This is a genomic window from Vicinamibacterales bacterium (assembly GCA_036504215.1).
GTDB lineage: Bacteria > Acidobacteriota > Vicinamibacteria > Vicinamibacterales > Fen-181 > FEN-299.
Genome location: DASXVO010000059.1, coordinates 273,078 through 292,474 on the forward strand (window position 1 = coordinate 273,078; position 19,397 = coordinate 292,474).

Genomic DNA, 19,397 nt, shown 5'->3' on the forward strand with positions numbered 1-19,397 from the left:
AACACCGATCGCGTCCTGGCTGAAAGCGTCATCACTCCCGGAGTGACGCCACCCGCGGCTACCCCAGGTCCTGACGAATCCGATGCGAGACGGTTCGCGCCGCTTTCGTTTCGAAGCGGCCGGACTGCGACTCGTATCCGATGCGCCTGTAGCAGGCGGCAAGGCTCGCCGCGTCTTTCACCTCAGGTGCGGCCGCCACCTCGAGTGCGTGCTGCAGTTCGTGTCCCAGCAGCTCGATGCGGGTATCCGGTGTGACGTTCCAGCGATCCACCCAGACCAGCACGAACCGGAGGCCGCCCGTGCTCGTGAGATACCGCAGGTTGGCGTGAACGTCCGAGACTGCGACGCCTGTCGGAATCTGCTCGGTCACGTAGACGACGACGTCGGTGTTGGCGAGGCGACGTGACAGCCCGCGGAAGACGGCCGACCGCTCGAGGGCCTCCTGGATCACGCGTCGCGCGCCCGGCGAAAGTCCGCGCAGGTGCGGTTCGCCGTCCGAGGCGTGGGCCGCTTGGACTGAAGTCGCGACGAGCAGCGCGAGGAGAGCGACGAAGAACGCAGGGCGCATGGTCGCCTCCGCAAACAGGCCAGGATCTTGGTGATTCCGGCCTCTGAAAGCAGAGACGACTGTGCCCGCGAAAACGATCTTACCGGGACGTTCGTTTTCCCTCTGTTTCTCGCGGGAATGCCGACATCGCGCCGTAGCGTCGTCCGAGGAACTTCAGCGGACCAGACGCAACGTGGTCTGCGGGTCGGAGAGATATTCCGCCCCGACTTCGGTCACGACGACCATTTCTTCGACCGTCGCGATCCCGCAGCCTGGTACGGTCAGGCGCGGCTCGATCGTGAAGACCATGCCCCGCTCGATAGGAACGAACGGCCTTCCGGCGTATTTCTCCCACGCCGGGCCGAGGATCGCCGTGCCGTCGTGCGCGAAGCGTCCGACCTGATGTCCGAGGGCGTGCGGGAACTCGGCGTAGCCCGCGCCGGTGATGAGAGTACGTGCAACCGCATCCACGGCCTGGCCGGTGACGCCGGGTTTGATGACCGTTCGCGCCTCCTCGATCGACCTGACGATCGTATCGAACCCGCGCTGAACGTCCGGCGGCGCCACGGTCTCGCCCTGCGAGAGCACGTAGAACGTCCGCTGCAGGTCCGCGCAGTAGTCCTCGTGCTTGATGCCAAAATCCATGTTGACGAGGTGGCCACGCTCGACCACCCGGCCGGTGGGAGAATAGTGCGCCCCGGCCGTGTCCGGGCCCGTGAAGACGGCTGGACACGTGCCCGCCTCCCACGCGAGGTCGAGGCCGTCTCGTCGAACGAGGCCGGCGACGTACTCGGCCACGTCACGCTCGGTCCGGCCCGGCGCCAGGAACTGTCCCACCCTCGTGAAGATCTCCTCGGTCAGGCGGATGGCTTCCTTCATGCGGGAGACTTCAGTCGCCGTCTTCCTGGCCCGGAGCGCGGAGATGAGCCGCTCGGACGACACCAGACGATCCTGGAAGCCGATCTCCGCGAAGAAGTCCTGGAGCGTGAGGAACATGCCGTGGGTGAGGCCGTCGCAGACCTCGCTGTCCTTCGAGAAATTGACTGCAATCTGCCGCGGGTTGCGGTCGCGCAGGAAGTCGAGCAGCGGCTGCTTCACGCCCTGGACGTAGGCCTCGACCACCCGGTAGGCGCCCGTGTCCTCGAGCGTCTGCTTGTCGTACTGCCCGACGATCGCGTGCGCCTCGCCCGTCGCCATGATGAGGAAGGCGCTGTGCCACGTGAGGTGGCTGGGCGCCAGGAACGGCATCACGGGATCGCCGTTCATGCCGGTCTCACGCACGAAGGTCAGCCAGCACGGCATCTCCAGTTCGCGCAGAATCTCCACCGCTTGAGCGATCTTCTCCCGGATGAGCGACATGTGAGCTCCTATCCCCAGCTTCCCCGTTCCCCGTGGACCGCCACGATCCGGCGGTACCGTTCGATCGCGTTGCGATAGTTGAACCGTGCCGCCTGCTCGGCGGCGTCCCCGTCGCCGGCCTTGATCGCGTCCAGAATCCGCCCGTGCTCGTCGAGTGATTCCCTGACGCCTTGCGTGTGGATGAGGGCCTCCGTGTACACGCGGACGTAGCGCTCGCGTCGCGCGTGGAGCGCGCGGAGCTTGACCAGCAGGCGCGGGCCGGCCGCGGCCTCCTCGTAGCAGCGATGGAACTGCAGGTCCAGTTCCTGTGCGGCGCGGATATCCGAAACCTCGGTTGCCTCGAGCGCGCGCAACTGCCCGGTCAGCAATCCGCCCTGCACGACAATCGCCGCCCGCCGCTCGGCCGGCAGTTCCGCGGCGAGGCGGGCAGCCACGCCGTCGAGCGCGCCCACCATCAGGAACAGTTCGCGCATGTCGTCGGCGGTCAGCGGCGCAACGATGACGCGGCCCGGTCGCGTCGCGTCGTTGCCGATCACGAGTCCTTCCTGCTGCAGCCGAAGCAGCGCCGCCCGCACTGGCGTGCGGCTCATGCCCAGCCGCCGGCTCACCTCGACTTCCGTCAGCGGGGCGCCCGGTGCGAGGCGAAGCGTGACGATGGGGTCACGAAGGTGGGCATAGGCTTCGTCGGCGAGCGTGCCGACTCGGGAGCGGGTGGCCGCCGATATCGGACGCTTCGAGCCAGCCATGGGCATTAGGAGAGGATAAGGGATAAAGGAGGAAGGATGAAGGAGGAAGGATGAAGGAGGAAGGATGAAGGAGGAAGGAGGAAGGAGGAAGGAGGAAGGATGAAGGTGGAGCGCCTTCATCCTTGTGAGATCTAGAACCCCTTCTGCTCGGTCCGCGAGATGATTTCCTCCTGCAGGCCCTTCGTGAGGTCGCAGAAGTAGTCGCTGTAGCCGGCCACGCGAACGATCAGGTCGCGATACTTCTCGGGCTCCTTCTGTGCCGCACGCAGCGTGTCAGCCGTCACCACGTTGAACTGGATGTGATGGCCGTCGAGCTTGAAGTAGGCGCGGACGAGGTGAGCGAGTTGTTCGATGCCCTCCGCGCCGTCGAGCAGAGAGGGCGTGAACTTCTGGTTGAGGAGCGTGCCGCCCGACCGTGCGTGGTCCATCCGAGACGCGGACTTGATGACCGCCGTCGGGCCGCAGCGGTCGGCGCCGTGCGCCGGCGAGATCCCGTCCGACACGGGCACCCAGGCGTGCCGCCCATCCGGTGTGGCGCCGCACACCGATCCGAAATAGACGTGGCAGGTGGTCGAGAGATAGTTGACGTGATAGGTCGAGCCGGTCGGCCCGCGGCGCGCGTCGATCGACGTGAACAGCCAGTCGCACAACTGCGTCACGAACGCGTCCGCGTACTCGTCGTCGTTGCCGTACTTCGGCGACTTGTTGACGAGCAGTTGACGCAACCCCTCGTGGCCGATGAAGTCCGCGCGCACCGCCTGAACGAGCGCCTCCATCGTGACGGCCTTGTGATCGAAGACGTGGTACTTGATCGCCGCGAGGCTGTCGGCCGCGGTGCCAGGGCCGACCGGCATGATGTAGCGCGTGTTGTACCGCGCCCCGCCGGCGTTGTAGTCGCGGCCGTTGCGGATGCAATCGTCGGTGATCAGCGAGAGAAACGGAGCCGGCATCATCGTCGCGTACATCCGCTCGATGATGTGGCTGCCGCGGATCTTGATGTCGATGAAGTGGTTCAGTTGCGCCCGGAAGGCGTCGAGGAACTGGTCGAACGTCGTGAACGTCGCCGGGTCGCCCGTCTTCGGCCCAATCTGCCGCTCGGTCCGCGGGTCGTACCCGTTGTCGAGCGTCACCTCGATGACCTTCGGCAGGTTGAAGTACCCGGTGAGGATGTAGCTCTCCTTGCCGAACGCCCCCACCTCGACGCACCCGCTGGTGCCGCCGCAGCGCGCGTCCTCGACCGACTTCCCCTGGCGCACCAGTTCCGCCACGACCATGTCGGCGTTGAAGATCGACGGCTGGCCCCAGCCCTTGCGGATGATCTCGCACGCCTTCCTGAGGAACCGATCCGGGCTCTTCTTGCTGAGCTGCACGTTCGACGATGGCTGCAGCAGGCGCATCTCGTCGATCACTTCGAGCACGAGATACGTCACGTCGTTGACGCCGTCGCTCCCGTCGGCCTTGAGGCCGCCGGTGTTGATGTTGGAGAAGTCGGTGTACGTGCCGCTCTCGGCCGCCGTCACACCCACCTTCGGCGGCGCCGGCTGGTTGTTGAACTTCACCCAGAAACACTGCAGCAGTTCCTTGGCCCGCTCGCGTGTCAGCGTGCCCGCCTGGACCTCCCGTTTGTAGAACGGATAGAGGTGCTGATCGAGGCGCCCGGGACAGAACGAGTCCCAGGTGTTCAGTTCGGTGATGACGCCGAGATGCACGAACCAGTACGCCTGCAGGGCTTCCCAGAAGGTGCGGGGCGCCCGTTCCGGAACCCAGTCGCAATTGGCCGCGATCTGTTCGAGTTCCACCCGCCGGACGGGGTCGACCTCGACGGCGGCAAGCCGACGGGCCTCGGCCGAGTACCTCTTGGCCCAGCGGACCATCGCGTCGGCGGCGAGGCGCATGCCCTTCAACTGCTGCCGCTTGTCGTAGGCCTCGAGATCGTGGAGATCGTCGAGCGCGGCCACCTCGCGATCGATGTCCGCCTGAAAGTCGATCATGCCCTTCTGGTAGATCTTCCCGTCCGTCACCGTGTGGCCGGGCGCCCGTTGCTCCATGAACTCGGTGAACACGCCGGCCTCGTACGCCGCCTTCCATTCGTCGGCCAGTTCCAGGAACATCCGGTGGCGCATCGAGCGCTCGCGCCAGAAGGGAATGACGCGGTCACGGTACGCCTCACGAGCCTCGGGCGCCACGGCAAACGAGATCTTCTCGCGGGTATCGAGGATCTCGAGATCCTCGAGCGTGTGGCAGCAGAGCTCCGGATACGTGGGCGTCGCCTTCGGCACCGGTCCGCGCTCGCCGACAATCAACTCGCCGGGCTCGATGTACAGCGCCTTGTGCGCCGCCAGGTGCTGGAACGACAGCGCACGCAGGATTGGCAGCGATACCGAGGGCGCGTTCCGGTAGAACTCGGTCATCAATTCCGCACGCTCCGTCGAGAGCGTGGGCTTGGTCTCCAGGCTGATCTGTCGCAGGCGTGCCACCCGTTCCGTCATGACGATCCTCCAGGTCGGACGATCAAGCCGCACCCTTCCAGCAGCCGGACCGCGCGCGCGACCTGGTCGGTGGATGGCGGTTGAACGTGGCCCAGGCGATAGGGCCGTTGCAGGCGCTCGTACTTGGCGAGGCCGGCGCGGTGATACGGCAGCACATCCACGCGCGTCAGGTGCAGCGACGCGAGGAAGGCGCCCATCGCGCGAACGTTCTCGTCGTCGTCGTTGACGCCCGGGATGAGCGGGAAGCGGACCAGCACCTGCGAGTGCACGGCCGCGAGTCGTTCGAGGTTCTGCAGGATGCGGAAGTTGGAGGCGCCGGTGAAGGCACGATGGCGGTCCTCGTCGATGATCTTGAGATCGAAGAGGAACAGGTCCGCGTCGCCCGCGGCCTCCATCAGGACGTCCGGGTCCACCTGGCCGCACGTGTCGACCGCGACGTGGACGCCCGCCGCGCGACACGCCGCGAGCATCTCGAGCGTGAAGACGGGCTGCATCAACGGTTCGCCGCCGGAGAACGTGACCCCCCCTCCCGACTCGTCGTAGAAGATCCGGTCGCGCTCGATCTCGGCCATCAGCGCGTCCACGCTCATGCTGCGGCCGACCAGCTCGCGCGCGCCCGTCGGGCACGCCTCGGCGCAGGCGCCGCACGTATCGCAGGCGTCCGGTGTGACCATGCCGCCGTCGGCGGCCGGCTGAACCGCGTGATGCGGGCAGACGGCCGTGCACGCGCCGCAGCGGACGCACCGCTCGGCGCGGGGCATGAATTCCGGGGACGAAAGCTGGCTCTCCGGGCTATGGCACCATGCGCAGCGCAGCGGACAACCCTTCAGGAACACGGTCGTCCGGATGCCCGGTCCGTCGTGGATCGCAAACCGCTCGATCCGGAGCACTCGCCCCTCGATCACCGACCGCCCCACGAACGCCGGATCAGACCACGTCGCGCACGTCACTGCATGCTCCCATCACTCTCGCCAAGTCCCCGCCGCTTCGTCCGTTACCAGTTTCCCCGTTCGCCGAGAATCGTCACCACCCGTGCGTACCGTTCCACCGCCCCGCGCCACGTGCGCGAGACCGCCGTCTCGACCGCATCGGCGTCGCCGCGGCGCAGGGCTTCGATGATGGCGGCGCGCTCGCGCTCCGCCTCGTCAAAGGCCGAGATGATCGCCGTCGTGTAGACCCGCTCGTACCGTTCGGCTTGCGGCTGCAGGACCTCGAGTTCCGCGATCAACCGCGGGCCCGCCGCCGCCGTCGCATACGTGCGGTGGAAACACGCGTGCAGGTCCTGGGCGCGAAGCAGGTCGGGCGGGCGATCGGCCGCAGCCTGGTGCAGCAAGTCGGCCAGCCGCGCCAACTCGTCGGCCAGCGCCTCGCGCTGCGGCGCCTCGAGCGCGGCCGCCAGCCGCGCGCCAGCCGCTTCGAGCGCGCCGGTAATCAGGAAGACCTCCCGCATGTCGGCCGCCGTCAACGGAGCCACGCTGGCACGCAGCATCTGCCCGGCCGGCTGAGCCGTCACGAATCCCTCCTGCAGCAAGCGTTGCAGCGCGGCGCGGACGGGGGTGCGGCTCACGCCGAGACGCGCGGACAAATCGGTTTCGACGAGCGGCGTGCCGGGCGCCAGGCGGCCGGACACGATGAGGTCATGCAGCCGCTGGTAAGCGGAGACGGTGATGTCGATGCGGAGCAAACCACCCTTTGCGCGGGCGCGGAGGCCCGCGGCCACCGGGGCTTGGTCCGCCGGAGATTCTCCGCTGGCCCGGGCCGAACGGCCAGGGTGCCTGATGAGCTTTGCGGTGGGTCTGCTGGCGGCTGGAGACATGCGGTCGGCTCGTGTACGGTTTCAATGTACACCAGTTGAACGTTGCACTGCACACAATTCGGTATACACTACGCCCACCGAGTCCCCCCTCGAGCTGGAGACCCGCATGATGAACGGGACGATTGCGTTGCTCGCGGTGCTCGTCGCGCTCACGATCCTCTACGTCGCCGCCTGGATCGTGATGCTCGTCCGCTCGCGCCGCCAACAGGCCGACGCCTCTCGGTGCCGCCCCTGGCCGGGCCCGATCGAACTGGCCATCGGCCTTGTCACCGACTTCTTCGACACGCTCGGCATCGGCAACTTCGCTACCACAACGGCGGCCTTCAAGCTCTTTCGCCTCGTGCCGGACGAGCGGATTCCCGGCACGCTCAACGCCGGCCACACGCTGCCGGTCGTTGCCGAGGCGCTGATCTACGTGGCGATCCTCCAGGTTGACATGACGACGCTCGTTGCCATGATCGGCGCGGCCGTCGCGGGCGCCTGGCTCGGTGCGGGTATCGTCGCGCGCCTGCCGCGGCGGGCCATCCAGATCGGGATGGGCTGTGCGCTGCTCGTGGCGGCCACGCTGATGCTGCTCACCCAGTTCGGCGTGCTCGCGCGCCTCACCGGCGAGACGCTGAGCCTGTCGGGACTCCGGTTTGCCGTCGGCGTCACCGCCAACTTCGTCCTGGGCGCGCTGATGACGCTCGGAATCGGCCTCTACGCGCCGTGCATGATTCTCGTGAGCCTGCTCGGCATGAACCCCACCGCGGCCTTCCCGATCATGATGGGATCGTGCGCCTTCCTGATGCCCGTCGGAAGCCTGCGGTTCATCTCCCTCGACAAGTACAGTCTGCGGGCGGCGCTCGGCCTGACCATCGGGGGCATACCCGGTGTGCTCCTGGCCGCGTTCCTGGTAAAGTCCCTCTCGCTCGGAGCCGTTCGCTGGCTGGTCGTCTTCGTCGTTGTGTATGCTGCCGTCATGATGCTCCGCTCGGCGTGGACCGAGCGAGCGGGCGGGGCCAGAGTGATCGAGGTCGGTCGGTAATCACACGGAGATTGCTGCATGTTCCAGATCCGTACGTATCGACGCGCGGCGCCCGCAGTCGTGGCGCTCCTGTCAGTGCTCGGCTTCATCGTCCTGGCGCAGATGCCCGTGGGGGCGCAAGCGCCGGCCAAGGCTTCTGGGAAGACGGCCGCCGCCGCACCCGCCGCTCCAGCCGTCGTCGCTGACGCGCAGTTTCGCGTCAAGGCCTTCGACCAGGTGGTGAGCATGAAGGCGACGTCGCCCTTCAGGGATCTGAAGTGGCAGTTCATCGGCCCGACGAACATCAGCGGCAGGGTGGTGGACGTCGCCGTTGCGAATCGCAAGGGCAAGACCCGCGTCATCTACGTGGCGTCGGCCTCCGGCGGGTTGTGGAAGACCGAGAACGAAGGAACGACCTTCGAGCCGATCTTCGAACAGGGGCCGTCGGTACAGGGCGGCGACGTCACGGTCGCGCCGTCGGATCCGAACATCATCTGGTTTGGAACCGGCGAGGCGAACATCTTCCGCAGCTCGAACGCCGGCGTCGGGATCTACAAGTCGACCGACGCGGGGAAGACGTGGCAGCACATGGGCCTCGCGCCCACCCATACGATTCCGCGCATCGTCGTCCACCCGACGAACCCGGAAATTGTCTACGTCGCGGCCGGCGGCCACGAGTGGACGGACAACGAAGAGCGCGGCGTCTACAAGACGATTGATGGGGGCAAGACGTGGGACAAGATCCTGTTCGTCAACGCCAGGACAGCCGCGAACGACCTCGTAATGGATCCGACCGACCCGAACACGCTCTACGCGACGACCTGGCAGCGCATCCGGAAGAAGTGGAACGATCCGCGCAACGAGGCCGGCTATACGGGGAGCGGCATCCACAAGACCACTGACGGCGGCAAGACGTGGACGCCCATCAACGAAGGCCTGCCGGGCGCCGAATTTCGCGGGCGCATCGGGATCGACGTCGCCCGCTCCAACCCGAACGTGGTGTACGCCTTCGTGGACAATTACGAGATTGCGCGGCAGGCCAAGCCCGGCGAGATGGACTCCTATGGACGCCCGAGGCAGGGCACGATCAAGGGCGCGGAGATCTACCGCTCCGACAACAAGGGCCAGACCTGGAAGAAGGTGAGCGAGTCGAACGCCTACATGGAGGGCTCCGCCGCGACCTACGGCTGGGTGTTCTCTCAGGTCCGTGTCGATCCGAACAACGAGAACGTCGTGTATTTCATGGGGCTCCAGATCAACCAGTCCACCGACGGCGGGAAGACGTGGAAGGTGCTGCGCGGCATGCACACCGACCACCACGCGATGTGGATTGACCCGGCAAATTCGGACAACATCATCAACGGCAACGACGGCGGCATCGTGATGTCGTACGACTTCGGGAAGACGTGGCGGCAGTTCACCACCAACCTGCCAGTCGTGACGTTCTTCAACGTCGCGTACGACATGGCGGAACCCTTCCACGTCTACGGCTCGGTGCAGGACCACGGCAGCTATCGCGCGATCGTCGACCTGAGCAAGGGCCGCGACAAAATTCCGGTGCAGGTGTTCGAAGATGCGTTGGGCGGTGAGGGAACGACCCACGCGATCGACACGAGCGACAACAACACGGTGTACGCATCGAGCTTCTACGGCAATCTCGACCGCGCCGACCTCACGAAGCCCGGGACCGCGAGGGGATGGCGGCCCTCGTCGTTCCTGACAACCAACATCATGCCGAAGGCTGGCGAGGGCGAGGTCCTTCGTGGTCAGTGGATGGCGCCGACACTGGTGTCACCGCACGATCCGAACGTCGTCTACCACGGCCTGCAGTACGTCTACCGGTCGATGCACAAGGGCGACGCCTGGGAGCGAATCAGTCCTGACCTCACCGGCAACGTTCCGTCGATGCTCGGGGACATCCCGTACCAGACGCTGTATGCGCTGGCCGAGTCGCCGAAGCGCTTCGGCCTGCTCTACGCGGGGACCGACGATGGGCGGCTGCACATCACGCGGGACGGCGGCAAGGTGTGGACGGAGCTGACGGCGAACCTGCCGCAGAAGAAGTGGATCTCCCGCGTCGTGCCGTCGGCGTTCGACGAGGGCACGGTCTACGTGACGCAGAACGGCAAGCGTGACGATGAGTTCGCGGCCTACATCTACAAGTCCACCGATTTCGGCAAGACGTTCAAGAACATCGCGGGCAACATCCCGTGCGGTCCGGTCAACGTGATCCGCGAGGATCCCGCGAACCCGAAGATCCTCTATGTCGGTACGGACATGGCGGTCTTCGTGACGACCGACGGCGGCGCCACGTGGAACGTGCTCGGCGCCAACCTGCCGTCCACGTACGTGCAGGACATCGTCATCCACCCGCGCGACCGCGTCGTCGTCGTCGCCACCCACGGCCGGGGCCTGTGGGTGCTGGACGCCGTGCCGGTCCAGGCCAGGAAATAGTCATCGGGGGTCGGGACCAATTCTTCGCTCCGGCCGGCACATCTGCACCGCGCATTTGTCGTCGCCGGGCGGAGAGGGCCCCGACCCACCCCTCACCCCGCCGACGGAACTACGATGATCCCGAAAACCTCTCTTTGCCTCGTCGCCGTCGTTGCCTGTCTGAGTGTGCCGGCTGGTCCCGGGTTCGCTCAGGCTCCAGTCCCATCGTACGTCGTCGATAGCAGGGCGCTCGCGTCAGCCTCGACGAGCGAACTCCGGACCCTCGTCGATCGGTTCACCCTCGACCGCGAGGCGATCAACCGGAGCTGGGACACACCCTACTCACCCGAGCGCGCCGTGCGGCTGAAGGCGTTCCTGGCCGGTTGGCGGACGCAGTTGGGCCAGATGGCGTTCGAGAAGCTCAGCCAGGACGGGAAGGTCGATTTCCTGCTGCTCCTGAATCGAATCGGCCGCGAAGAAGCGCGCCTTGCCCGCGACGAGAAACTCCTCGCCGAAACCGCGCCGCTTCTGCCGTTCGCCACCCGCATCATCGGGCTGGACGACGCGCGGCGCCGGATGGGGAGCATCGATGCCAAGGCCGCGGCCTCGTCGATGGCCGCTCTTGCCGGCGAGATCGCGAGGACGCGCAAGTCGATCGAGGATGGCTTGGGTGCCGACGCCGGCCCGGGACGTGTGCGCACCTCGCGGGTGATTGGCTTGCGAAGCGCCCAGATGGCCGTCCGGCTCGAACGAGCGCTGACCGAGTGGTTCTCCTACTACAACGGCTACGACCCGCTGTTCACGTGGTGGGCGGCGCAGCCTTTCAAGAAGGCCGACGACTCGCTGAAGGCCTATGCGAAGTTCCTGCGCGAAAGCGTCGTGGGCGCCAGGGACGGCGAGGCCGACCCGATTGTCGGCGATCCGATCGGGCGCGACGCGCTCCGCGCCGATCTTGCCTTCGAGATGATTCCGTACTCGCCCGACGAGCTCGTGGCGATTGGCGAGCGGGAATTCGCGTGGTGCGAGGCGGAGATGAAGAAGGCCGCCCGCGACATGGGTTTCGGCGACGACTGGAAGGCGGCACTCGAGAAGGTGAAGACACTGCACGTCGAGCCCGGCAGGCAATCGGACCTGATTCGAGACCAAGCGCTCGAAGCGATCGCGTTCCTCGAGAAGCGCGACCTCGTCACGATCCCGCCGCTCGCCCGCGACATGTGGCGCATCGAGATGATGTCGCCGGCCCGCCAGAAGGTGAACCCGTTCTTCACGGGTGGCGAGGTCATCTCCGTTTCGTTCCCCACCGACGGCATGGAGCACGAAGACAAGCTCATGAGCCTGCGCGGGAACAACATCCATTTCGCCCGCGCCACGGTGCACCACGAGCTCGTCCCCGGACATCACCTGCAGGGCTTCATGGCCGATCGCTACAACCCGCACCGGCAGCTGTTCAGCACGCCGTTCTACGGCGAGGGGTGGTCGCTCTACTGGGAGATGCTGCTATGGGACCTCGGGTTCCCCCAGTCGGCCGAGAACCGCGTCGGCATGCTCTTCTGGCGCATGCACCGTGCGGCGCGTATCATCTTCTCCTTGAAGTTCCATCTCGGCCAGATGACGCCGCAGGAGTGCATCGACTTCCTGGTGGACCGCGTCGGGCACGAGCGCGCGAACGCGACCGCCGAGGTGCGTCGCTCGTTCAACGGCAGCTACCCGCCGCTCTACCAGGCGGCATACATGATCGGTGGGTTGCAGCTGCGGGCTCTGTCGAAGGAACTGGTCGGGTCCGGGAGGCTGACATGGCGACAGTTTCACGATGCCGTGCTGCAGGCCAACGAAATGCCGATCGAGATGCTGCGCGCGCTGCTGACCAGGCAGCCGTTGACGCCGGCCTTTGGGAGTTCATGGAAGTTCTGAGGAGGAGTGCATGACGCGTACTGCCTGTCTCGTTCTGGTCGCGCTCTTCGTGCTGGTCCCGGCGGCGTTCGCTGACGTCACCATCAACTCGTCGATGGCCATGAACGCCGGCGGCATGGCCATCAACGGCACGACGGCCACGAAGATCAAGGGCACGAAGATGCGGGCCGACTCGAAGGTGATGAACCAGGAGATGTCCATCATTGTCGATGCCGCGGCCAGGCAGCAGTGGATGGTGAACCACACCGCCAGGCAGATTCAGGCGATCGACCCGCAGAAACCGACCTCGCCGATGCCGATGACCTTCGGTGAGCCGAAGATCAGCGTGAAGCCGAACGGGCAGACCAGGACGATCCTGGGCCAAACCTGCAACGGCTTCACCGTCGAGATGACTCTGCCGATCGCCATCGGCAACGAGTCGGTCACGATGAACATGGGCGGGACGGCGTGGACGGCCAAGTCGGCTCCGGGCGTGGCGGACATGAAGACGTTCTACAAAGCGGCAGCCGACGCCGGGATGATGGTGTCCGGGCTCGGTCAGGGACCTCAGGGCAAGGCGTTGTCCGAGGCGCAGAAGCTCCTGGGCCAGAACGGGATCAGCTACGAGCAGGAGCTGAAGATCACGATCGAGGGGACGGGGCAGATGGCGGCCATGATGAGCCAGATGGGCAACATGACCATCACGCTCAAGGTCACCTCGGTCTCGGCGGATCCCATCCCCGCCGACGCATTCGAGCTGCCGGCGGGGTATACGAGACAGTAGGCGGCAAGGCGGGAAGGCGGAACACGGCGATCTCCGCGAGTTCTGTATCGAACGTCAGGCGAGCCTGCCACGCCGCGGCGGCGCGGAGTGACAGTGCCGATCGGGCGGGCCTGTGATCGGCGGCGTCTGCACCTCGGCCGAATCGTCGTTTTCCGCGGCGGTCTGCAGCCGCTCCAACACGAGATCCAGGTTGCTCCGCATGACGACGTGCGGCACGACTTTGATGCGCGCCGGCGGCGTGGTCCCGTCCACGAGGAACTTGTAGAGCGCGTGCAGGGCCAGGCTGCCCTGGCGCACCGGGCGCTGGTACACCGTGGCAGCGACAGCGCCACGGCGAATCCAGGGGACCAACGCAGGAAACAGATCGGTCGCGATGACGGCTATCCGGCCGAGCCGTCCCTGGCTCTCGATGGCGCGAAGCACCGGCAGCGAGTTCACGGTGCTCACGTAAATCCCGTCGAGCCCGGGGTTCGCCTTCAGCAGCCTCACTGCCTGCCGATACGCCGCCCTCTCGTCATCGTGCGCTTCGACCGTGGCCGCGAGGGTCAGTTGACCAGCGAGCATGCCGAGGCTCCCGTTGAACCCGCGCAGTTTCTCCGCGTGATCCTGGGTGCCAAGCCAGCCGGTGAAGAACGCCACGTGCCGGCCGCCAGGCAGAAAGCGGGCCATCAGTTCGCCTGCGACCGCTCCCACCGTGAAGGGATCGGCGGACACGAACGTCAGACGCTCCGTTTCCGGGGCGTCGGTGACGACGCACGCGACGGCTGCCTTCTGGAGAGCGGCCCTGTGAATCCACGGGGCCAGCGCGTGCGGATCGCCAGGCGCGACGATCAATCCGTGCACGCCGCGCTGGAGGGCCTGCTCGAACAGCGGGATGTCACCCTCGCCGAGCCCAGGGTAGCTGCGGAACTCCACCTGGAGCGCCGGGGCGAACGGAGCGGCCGCCTCGCGAATGCCCTCGCGAAGCGAGTCCCAGAAGAGCGCGATCTCGCGCGGCAGATGGACGGAGATGCGAAAGGCGGTGCCGGACTTGAGAAACCGGGCGGCGAGGTTCGGCCGATAGCCGAGCGACTCGGCCATCGCGAGCACGCGAGCCCTGGTCGCCACGCTGATCCCGCGCTTGTCGTGGAGCGCGCGATCGACCGTTCCGATCGAGATGCCGAGCCTCCGGGCGATGTCCTTGATGCCGACGGGCGTACCCTGTTTACCGGGCGCCGCGGGAGCCTGTCGCTTCATCGCACCTTCCACTCCTGGATGCCCGCCGACCAGTCCGGTTGCATCGTGAGCTCCAGGCGCAGCCCGGACGAGGTGACCGGCTTGAAGCGGATCTTATTGTACCGGTCCTTTGCGAGGCCATACGGGTCGAGCGCCTCAACCGGCCGCCACTGGTCGCCGTCGCGATACAGGAGCCGCCACGACGCAGGCACCCGCACGCCGCCCGCACCCGTGTCATCGAACCAGTAGACGTCGGCCTCGGAGACCGTGGCGGTCTTCGGGAACGCGTACTCGACCCACTCGGTCGCCCCCTTTGTCGGCCACCAGTCGAAGTACGAAGCCGGATCGTTCGACGAGGCGGGCTCCTCGCCGTCGTTGATCATCCGCGCGTTCTTCCTGGATTTCCCTGACGTCGTCACGGTGCTCGTCGTCGCGGGCGTTGGCCACGGCGTGGGCCGGGCCACCGATTCGACCCGCGGAATCCAGACCATCATCTCGCCCCGCCCGCGATTCGCCCAGGCGTAATACGGGATGGCGGTGAACGGGCGATCGGCGCTGACGACCTTGCCTTGCGCATCCTTGGAGAGGCCGACCGCCCTGCCCGCGATGACCATGACGCCGTTCAGGAGTTGCGGTCGGAACTCCGCGCGGAGCGTCGCCGCGTCGGGCAGCACCAGGTTACGGACATGTCCGTCGGGGCTGTCCGGCCATTCGGCCGCGTAGACCACGGGGCCTCGCTGGAGCGCCACGCGGTTGCGATCGGCCTCGACTTTCTCGTGAGCAACCACGCGGCGGATCGGCATGGGCAACGAGAGGTCGAGCATGTCGCCAGGACGCCAGCGGCGTTCGACTGTCGCGTATCCGTCCTCGAGCACGATGGGCACCGGCCGGCCGTTGACCTTCAGCGCAGCCGGTTCGTCCAGGCGATCGAGGAAGCGATAGAGATCGGTCGGCACCGGTTCGTTCCGGGCCCAGCCGGGGATCCTGACCTTGACGGCGAACGCGGCCTCGCGGTCGGGCCTGACGACCATCCGGACGGTGCCGTCCCACGGGTACCGCGTCTCCTGGCGCACGGTCACGGTCGGACCGTTCTCCAGGGCAATGTCGGCGGATCCGGCCGCGAAGAGGTTGACGAAGATCGTCGAGCCGCGCCGCGCGTAGACGTACCCTGGAACGGACGCCATGAAGCGGGTCATGTTGCCGGGGCAGCAGGCGACGCCGAACCACGGGCTGCGGCCGTGCTGTCCCGCGGATTCGAGCGGGTTCGGGTAGAAGAACGATTTGCCGTCGAGCGAGACGCCCGAGATGAGGCCGTTGTAGAGCGTGCGCTCCATGACGTCGATGTACTTCGCGTCGGCGTGCAGCAGGAACAGCCGGTGGTTCCAGAAATCGTTGCCGATCGCCGCGCATGTCTCGTTGTAGGCCGTCATGTTCGGCATCTCGTAGTCGGCGCCGAACGCCTCGCCTCTGCCGGTCGCACCGATGCCGCCGGTGATATAGAGCTTCCTGGCGACCAGGTTGTTCCAGATCGTATCGACCGTCTTCAGGTAGGCGGCGTCGCCGGTGAGCGCGGCCACGTCGGCGATTCCTGAGTACATGTAGGTCGCTCGCACCGCGTGGCCGACCGCCTCGGTCTGCTCGACGATCTTCGTCTGCGACTGGTTGTAGGTGCGGCCGCCGCCCTTATCGCCGTCCGGGCCCCGCTCATCGAGCAGGAATCTCGCGAGGCGGAGGTACCGCTCGTCGCCTGTCACCCGGTACAGCTTCACCAGTCCCATCTCGGTGATTTGGTGGCCCGGCCAGATCGACCGCTTGCCGGGGCCGAAGGTGCCGACCAGCAGGTCGGCCGTCTTCAGTGCGATGTCGAGCAGCGTACGCTTGCCGGTCGCCTGGTAGTGCGCGACCGCTGCTTCGTAGAGATGCCCGAGGTTGTAGAGTTCGTGGCTGTTCACCTTCTCGAGCTGCCACCTGTTGGCGCCGGCCCACGGATGCGGGTGCGCGGGATCGATCGTGCGCGTGGTGTAGAGGTACCCGTCCCTCTCCTGCGCCGCACCGATCTTCACGATGAGTGCGTCCACGTAGGCATCCAGTTTCGGGTCCGGATGCACGCTGAGCGTGTACGACGCGCCTTCGATGACCTTGTAGAGGTCGGTGTCGTCGAACGGATAGCCGGGCGGCTTGCGGTCGATCAGTTCCTCGCCGCGCAGGGCCTTGGCTGCGCGCTCGAAGTTGTCCACACGGCCCGACAATTCGCACTGCTGAAACGCGAACGGGACGCTCACCTGGCGGTTGGTCTCGATTCGCGGAGTCCAGAATTCGTCGGTCAGGTGAACGGCAGTGAAGGGCACCGGCTGCACGGGGTAGTCGTGGGCGGGCGCTGGCTGAGTCTGAGCCACGCCGAGCAGGGGTCTCGACGCCACCCAGCATCCGATCACCGCCGCCGCGAGTGCCGCCGCGATCGGTGTTCGCAGTCGAGGAGTCATGGGTCCACCTTCCATCTGGCCGAGCGTCTTGGGCCGAGCGCCCTTCCGTTGTCCTGCCGACCGCGGATGTGTATTATACGTGAACGTTCACGTACGTCGACCCCCCGGCTCCGGGCGCCTGACTGCTGAATTCCGACTCCTGGCTTCTGGTTCCTGGCTTCTGTCCAAGGAGACAGCCGTGACCCTCTGGCGCTCCAGCCACTCGTCCATTCTGTTCACCACCGTGACCGCGGCTGCAGTACTCGTTGTGGCGCTGTCGATGTCCGGATCCACGCAGGCTCGCGGATCCAGGGCGGACATCGTCGCCTACCGGGCGGAACCATTTCCGCTCCAGGACGTCCGCCTTCTCGATGGTCCCTTCCGCGAGGCGATGCTCCGCGACCAGAGGTATCTGCTCGATCTCGACCCCGACCGACTGCTCCACAACTTCCGCGTGAACGCCGGCCTTCCGTCGACGGCACAACCGCTCGGCGGTTGGGAGGCGCCCGATGTCGAGCTGCGGGGCCACTCGGTCGGTCACTACCTGTCGGCGCTCGCGCTGATGTACGCGAGCACGGGTGACGGACGATTCAAGGCACGCGGCGACATCATGGTCACCGAGCTGGCCAAGGTACAGGATGCGCTCGCCGCCAAGGGCGCGAACAAGGGCTACCTCTCGGCGTTCCCAGAGGCGTTCATCGACCGCGTGGACGGCCGCCGCAAGGTCTGGGCGCCGTATTACACGCTCCACAAGATCATGGCGGGGCTGCTCGACACGTATCAGCTCTGCGGCAACCAACAGGCGCTCGAGGTGGTGACGAAGAGCGCCGACTGGGTGAAGTTCCGCATGGACCGGCTCACGCGCGAGCAGCAGCAGGCCATGCTGATGACCGAGCACGGCGGCATGACGGAAGTGCTCGCAAATCTGTCGGCCGTGACCGGCAACCCGGAGCATCTTCGGGTCGCCCGGCTGTTCGACCACGCGTTCCTGATCGACCCCCTCGCCCGACACGAGGACACCCTGAACGGCCTCCACGCGAACACGCAGATCCCCAAGGCCATCGGTGCCGCGCGCGAATACGAGCTGACCGGCGAGCCGCGCTACCGGGAGATCGCCACGTTCTTCTGGGAACGCGTCGCGCTCCGCCGGTCGTACGCGAACGGCGGACACAGCGACGACGAGCTGTTCTTCCCTGTGGAGAACTTCTCGGAGCACCTGGGCGCGTCGAGTTCCGAGACCTGCAACACCTACAACATGCTCAAGCTGACGCGCCACCTGTTCTCCTGGTCGCCGTCGGCGCGGTTGATGGATTTCTACGAGCGGGGACTGTTCAATCACATCCTGGCGTCGCAGGATCCGGCCACGGGCATGATGATCTACTACTGTCCGCTGCTGCCGGGCGGATTCAGGTCGTACTCCACGCCGGACGCCTCGTTTTGGTGCTGCGTCGGCACGGGCATGGAGAACCACGGGAAGTACCCGGACACCATCTACTTCCACGATGACAAGTCCCTCTTCGTGAACCTGTTCCTCGCGTCGGAGCTGAACTGGCGCGCCAAGGGGCTGCGCGTGCGCCAGGACACGAAGTTCCCGGAGGATGACTCGACGAGACTGTCGTTCACAGCCGACAGACCGATACGCCTGGCGCTGAAGATCCGATTCCCGTCGTGGGCGACCAACGGCATGACCCTCGCCGTGAACGGCGCGCCGCAGACGATCTCCGAACAGCCCGGGTCGTACGTCTCGGTCGATCGTGAATGGAAGAGCGGCGACACCGTGCAGGTCCGCCTGCCGATGGCGGTGCACACCGAGGCAATGCCGGATAATCCGAACCTCGTCGCCGTCCTGTATGGTCCGATCCTCCTGGCCGGAGACCTCGGCAAGGACGGTCTGACGCCCGCCGTGCGGTACGGACCCAGTGCGCCGCCGGTCCGCCGAATGGCGGTGCCCGCCGTACCCGCATTCGTCACGACCGTGGCAGCGGTGGCCTCCGCAGTCAAGCCAGTGCCCGACCACCCTCTGACGTTCCGCACGTCTGGCATCGGCCGCCCCACCGACGTGACGCTGATTCCTTTCTATCGCGCGTCCGACGTGCGCTACACGGTGTATTGGGAAGTCATGAACGCTGCGGCGTGGGAGAAGCGATCTGCCGAGCGCGCAGCGGCCGACGCGCGGCGCGCGCAACTGGGCACCCGGACGATCGACACCGTCGACACCGGCAAGCCGGAGAGCGAGAGCACGCATCACTTCCAGCACCAGGGCGCCGTGAAATCCGACTTCGACGGCCGCTTCGGCCGCGAGGCAACGGGAACCGGCTGGTTCAGCTACGAACTGAAGGTCGTTCCGGATCAGCCGCTGAAGTTGGTCTGCCTGTACCGCGGGAGCGAGGGCAGTACGCGAACGTTCGATGTCCTCGTGGACGGCGAGAAGGTGGCATCGGAGACGCTGCCATACCATCCGACCGAGTTCCTCGACGTCGAGTACGCCGTGCCGATCACGCTGACGCGCGGCAAGACGCGGGTGACGGTCAGGTTCCAGCCACGGCCGGGCGCGGCGACGGGCCAGGTGTACGAGATCGCGGTGGTGTCAGCCGGCAAGTGAACGCGAACGGCTCCGTGCCGCGGCTGGCGCGGTTGCCGTTCCCTGCGC

Annotated in this window: 13 protein-coding genes; 5 read left to right on the plus strand and 8 right to left on the minus strand. The window is 66.4% G+C overall.

Features of this window, described 5'->3' with window-relative positions; translation table 11 throughout:
* Window positions 1-58: 58 nt before the first annotated feature.
* The 6 genes from VGK32_18175 to VGK32_18200 all read right to left on the minus strand — a co-directional run bounded on the left by VGK32_18175 (window position 59) and on the right by VGK32_18200 (window position 6,861).
* Window positions 59-568, minus strand: coding sequence for a hypothetical protein (locus VGK32_18175; protein ID HEY3383695.1), 510 nt, complete (start codon window positions 566-568; stop codon window positions 59-61).
* A gap of 153 nt (window positions 569-721) precedes the next feature.
* A complete protein-coding gene (locus VGK32_18180; GenBank protein HEY3383696.1) occupies window positions 722-1,906 on the minus strand; it encodes a M24 family metallopeptidase in 1,185 nt (394 codons plus the stop codon).
* Between the two features lie 8 nt (window positions 1,907-1,914).
* Window positions 1,915-2,652, minus strand: coding sequence for a GntR family transcriptional regulator (locus tag VGK32_18185; GenBank protein ID HEY3383697.1), 738 nt, complete (start codon window positions 2,650-2,652; stop codon window positions 1,915-1,917).
* A 131-nt stretch (window positions 2,653-2,783) separates the two neighbouring features.
* Window positions 2,784-5,141 carry a trans-4-hydroxy-L-proline dehydratase gene (hypD, locus tag VGK32_18190; protein HEY3383698.1) on the minus strand — a complete coding sequence of 786 codons (2,358 nt, stop codon included), beginning with the start codon at window positions 5,139-5,141 and terminating at the stop codon, window positions 2,784-2,786.
* Window positions 5,138-6,091, minus strand: coding sequence for a glycyl-radical enzyme activating protein (locus VGK32_18195; GenBank protein ID HEY3383699.1), 954 nt, complete (start codon window positions 6,089-6,091; stop codon window positions 5,138-5,140). The genes hypD and VGK32_18195 overlap by 4 nt, the downstream gene beginning before the upstream one ends.
* Before the next feature lie 44 nt (window positions 6,092-6,135).
* Window positions 6,136-6,861, minus strand: a complete 726-nt coding sequence (locus VGK32_18200) for a GntR family transcriptional regulator (GenBank protein HEY3383700.1) — start codon at window positions 6,859-6,861, stop codon at window positions 6,136-6,138.
* A gap of 202 nt (window positions 6,862-7,063) precedes the next feature.
* Between VGK32_18200 and VGK32_18205 the strand changes: the two genes are divergently transcribed.
* From VGK32_18205 to VGK32_18220, 4 genes are all read left to right on the plus strand, one after another.
* The gene (locus tag VGK32_18205; GenBank protein ID HEY3383701.1) at window positions 7,064-7,984 is read left to right on the plus strand and encodes a sulfite exporter TauE/SafE family protein; all 921 of its coding nucleotides are present in this window, start codon (window positions 7,064-7,066) and stop codon (window positions 7,982-7,984) included.
* Window positions 7,985-8,002: 18 nt separating this feature from the next.
* Window positions 8,003-10,417: a hypothetical protein gene (locus tag VGK32_18210; protein HEY3383702.1), complete on the plus strand. Its 2,415-nt coding sequence runs from the start codon at window positions 8,003-8,005 to the stop codon at window positions 10,415-10,417.
* Window positions 10,418-10,531: 114 nt separating this feature from the next.
* Window positions 10,532-12,307 (plus strand): DUF885 family protein, encoded by a 1,776-nt coding sequence (locus VGK32_18215; GenBank protein ID HEY3383703.1) that lies wholly within the window; start codon window positions 10,532-10,534, stop codon window positions 12,305-12,307.
* A 10-nt stretch (window positions 12,308-12,317) separates the two neighbouring features.
* Window positions 12,318-13,070, plus strand: coding sequence for a hypothetical protein (locus tag VGK32_18220; protein ID HEY3383704.1), 753 nt, complete (start codon window positions 12,318-12,320; stop codon window positions 13,068-13,070).
* A 54-nt stretch (window positions 13,071-13,124) separates the two neighbouring features.
* Here the strand turns inward: VGK32_18220 and VGK32_18225 are convergent, their stop codons facing one another.
* Window positions 13,125-14,306, minus strand: a complete 1,182-nt coding sequence (locus VGK32_18225) for a substrate-binding domain-containing protein (GenBank protein ID HEY3383705.1) — start codon at window positions 14,304-14,306, stop codon at window positions 13,125-13,127.
* The gene (locus tag VGK32_18230) at window positions 14,303-16,768 is read right to left on the minus strand and encodes a glycoside hydrolase family 127 protein (protein HEY3383706.1); all 2,466 of its coding nucleotides are present in this window, start codon (window positions 16,766-16,768) and stop codon (window positions 14,303-14,305) included. Before VGK32_18230 ends, VGK32_18225 begins: the two co-directional genes overlap by 4 nt.
* Window positions 16,769-16,946: 178 nt before the next feature.
* On the opposite strand from VGK32_18230, the gene VGK32_18235 reads away from it, so the two are divergent.
* A complete protein-coding gene (locus VGK32_18235) occupies window positions 16,947-19,349 on the plus strand; it encodes a beta-L-arabinofuranosidase domain-containing protein (GenBank protein HEY3383707.1) in 2,403 nt (800 codons plus the stop codon).
* Window positions 19,350-19,397 lie beyond the last annotated feature (48 nt).

Coding starts and splice junctions, on each gene's coding strand:
- VGK32_18175 (HEY3383695.1), bottom strand. CDS start 568: ATGCGCCCTGCGTTCTTCGTCGCTCTCCTCGCGCTGCTCGTCGCGACT.
- VGK32_18180 (HEY3383696.1), bottom strand. CDS start 1,906: ATGTCGCTCATCCGGGAGAAGATCGCTCAAGCGGTGGAGATTCTGCGC.
- VGK32_18185 (HEY3383697.1), bottom strand. CDS start 2,652: ATGGCTGGCTCGAAGCGTCCGATATCGGCGGCCACCCGCTCCCGAGTC.
- hypD (HEY3383698.1), bottom strand. CDS start 5,141: ATGACGGAACGGGTGGCACGCCTGCGACAGATCAGCCTGGAGACCAAG.
- VGK32_18205 (HEY3383701.1), top strand. CDS start 7,064: ATGATGAACGGGACGATTGCGTTGCTCGCGGTGCTCGTCGCGCTCACG.
- VGK32_18210 (HEY3383702.1), top strand. CDS start 8,003: ATGTTCCAGATCCGTACGTATCGACGCGCGGCGCCCGCAGTCGTGGCG.
- VGK32_18215 (HEY3383703.1), top strand. CDS start 10,532: ATGATCCCGAAAACCTCTCTTTGCCTCGTCGCCGTCGTTGCCTGTCTG.
- VGK32_18220 (HEY3383704.1), top strand. CDS start 12,318: ATGACGCGTACTGCCTGTCTCGTTCTGGTCGCGCTCTTCGTGCTGGTC.
- VGK32_18225 (HEY3383705.1), bottom strand. CDS start 14,306: ATGAAGCGACAGGCTCCCGCGGCGCCCGGTAAACAGGGTACGCCCGTC.
- VGK32_18230 (HEY3383706.1), bottom strand. CDS start 16,768: ATGACTCCTCGACTGCGAACACCGATCGCGGCGGCACTCGCGGCGGCG.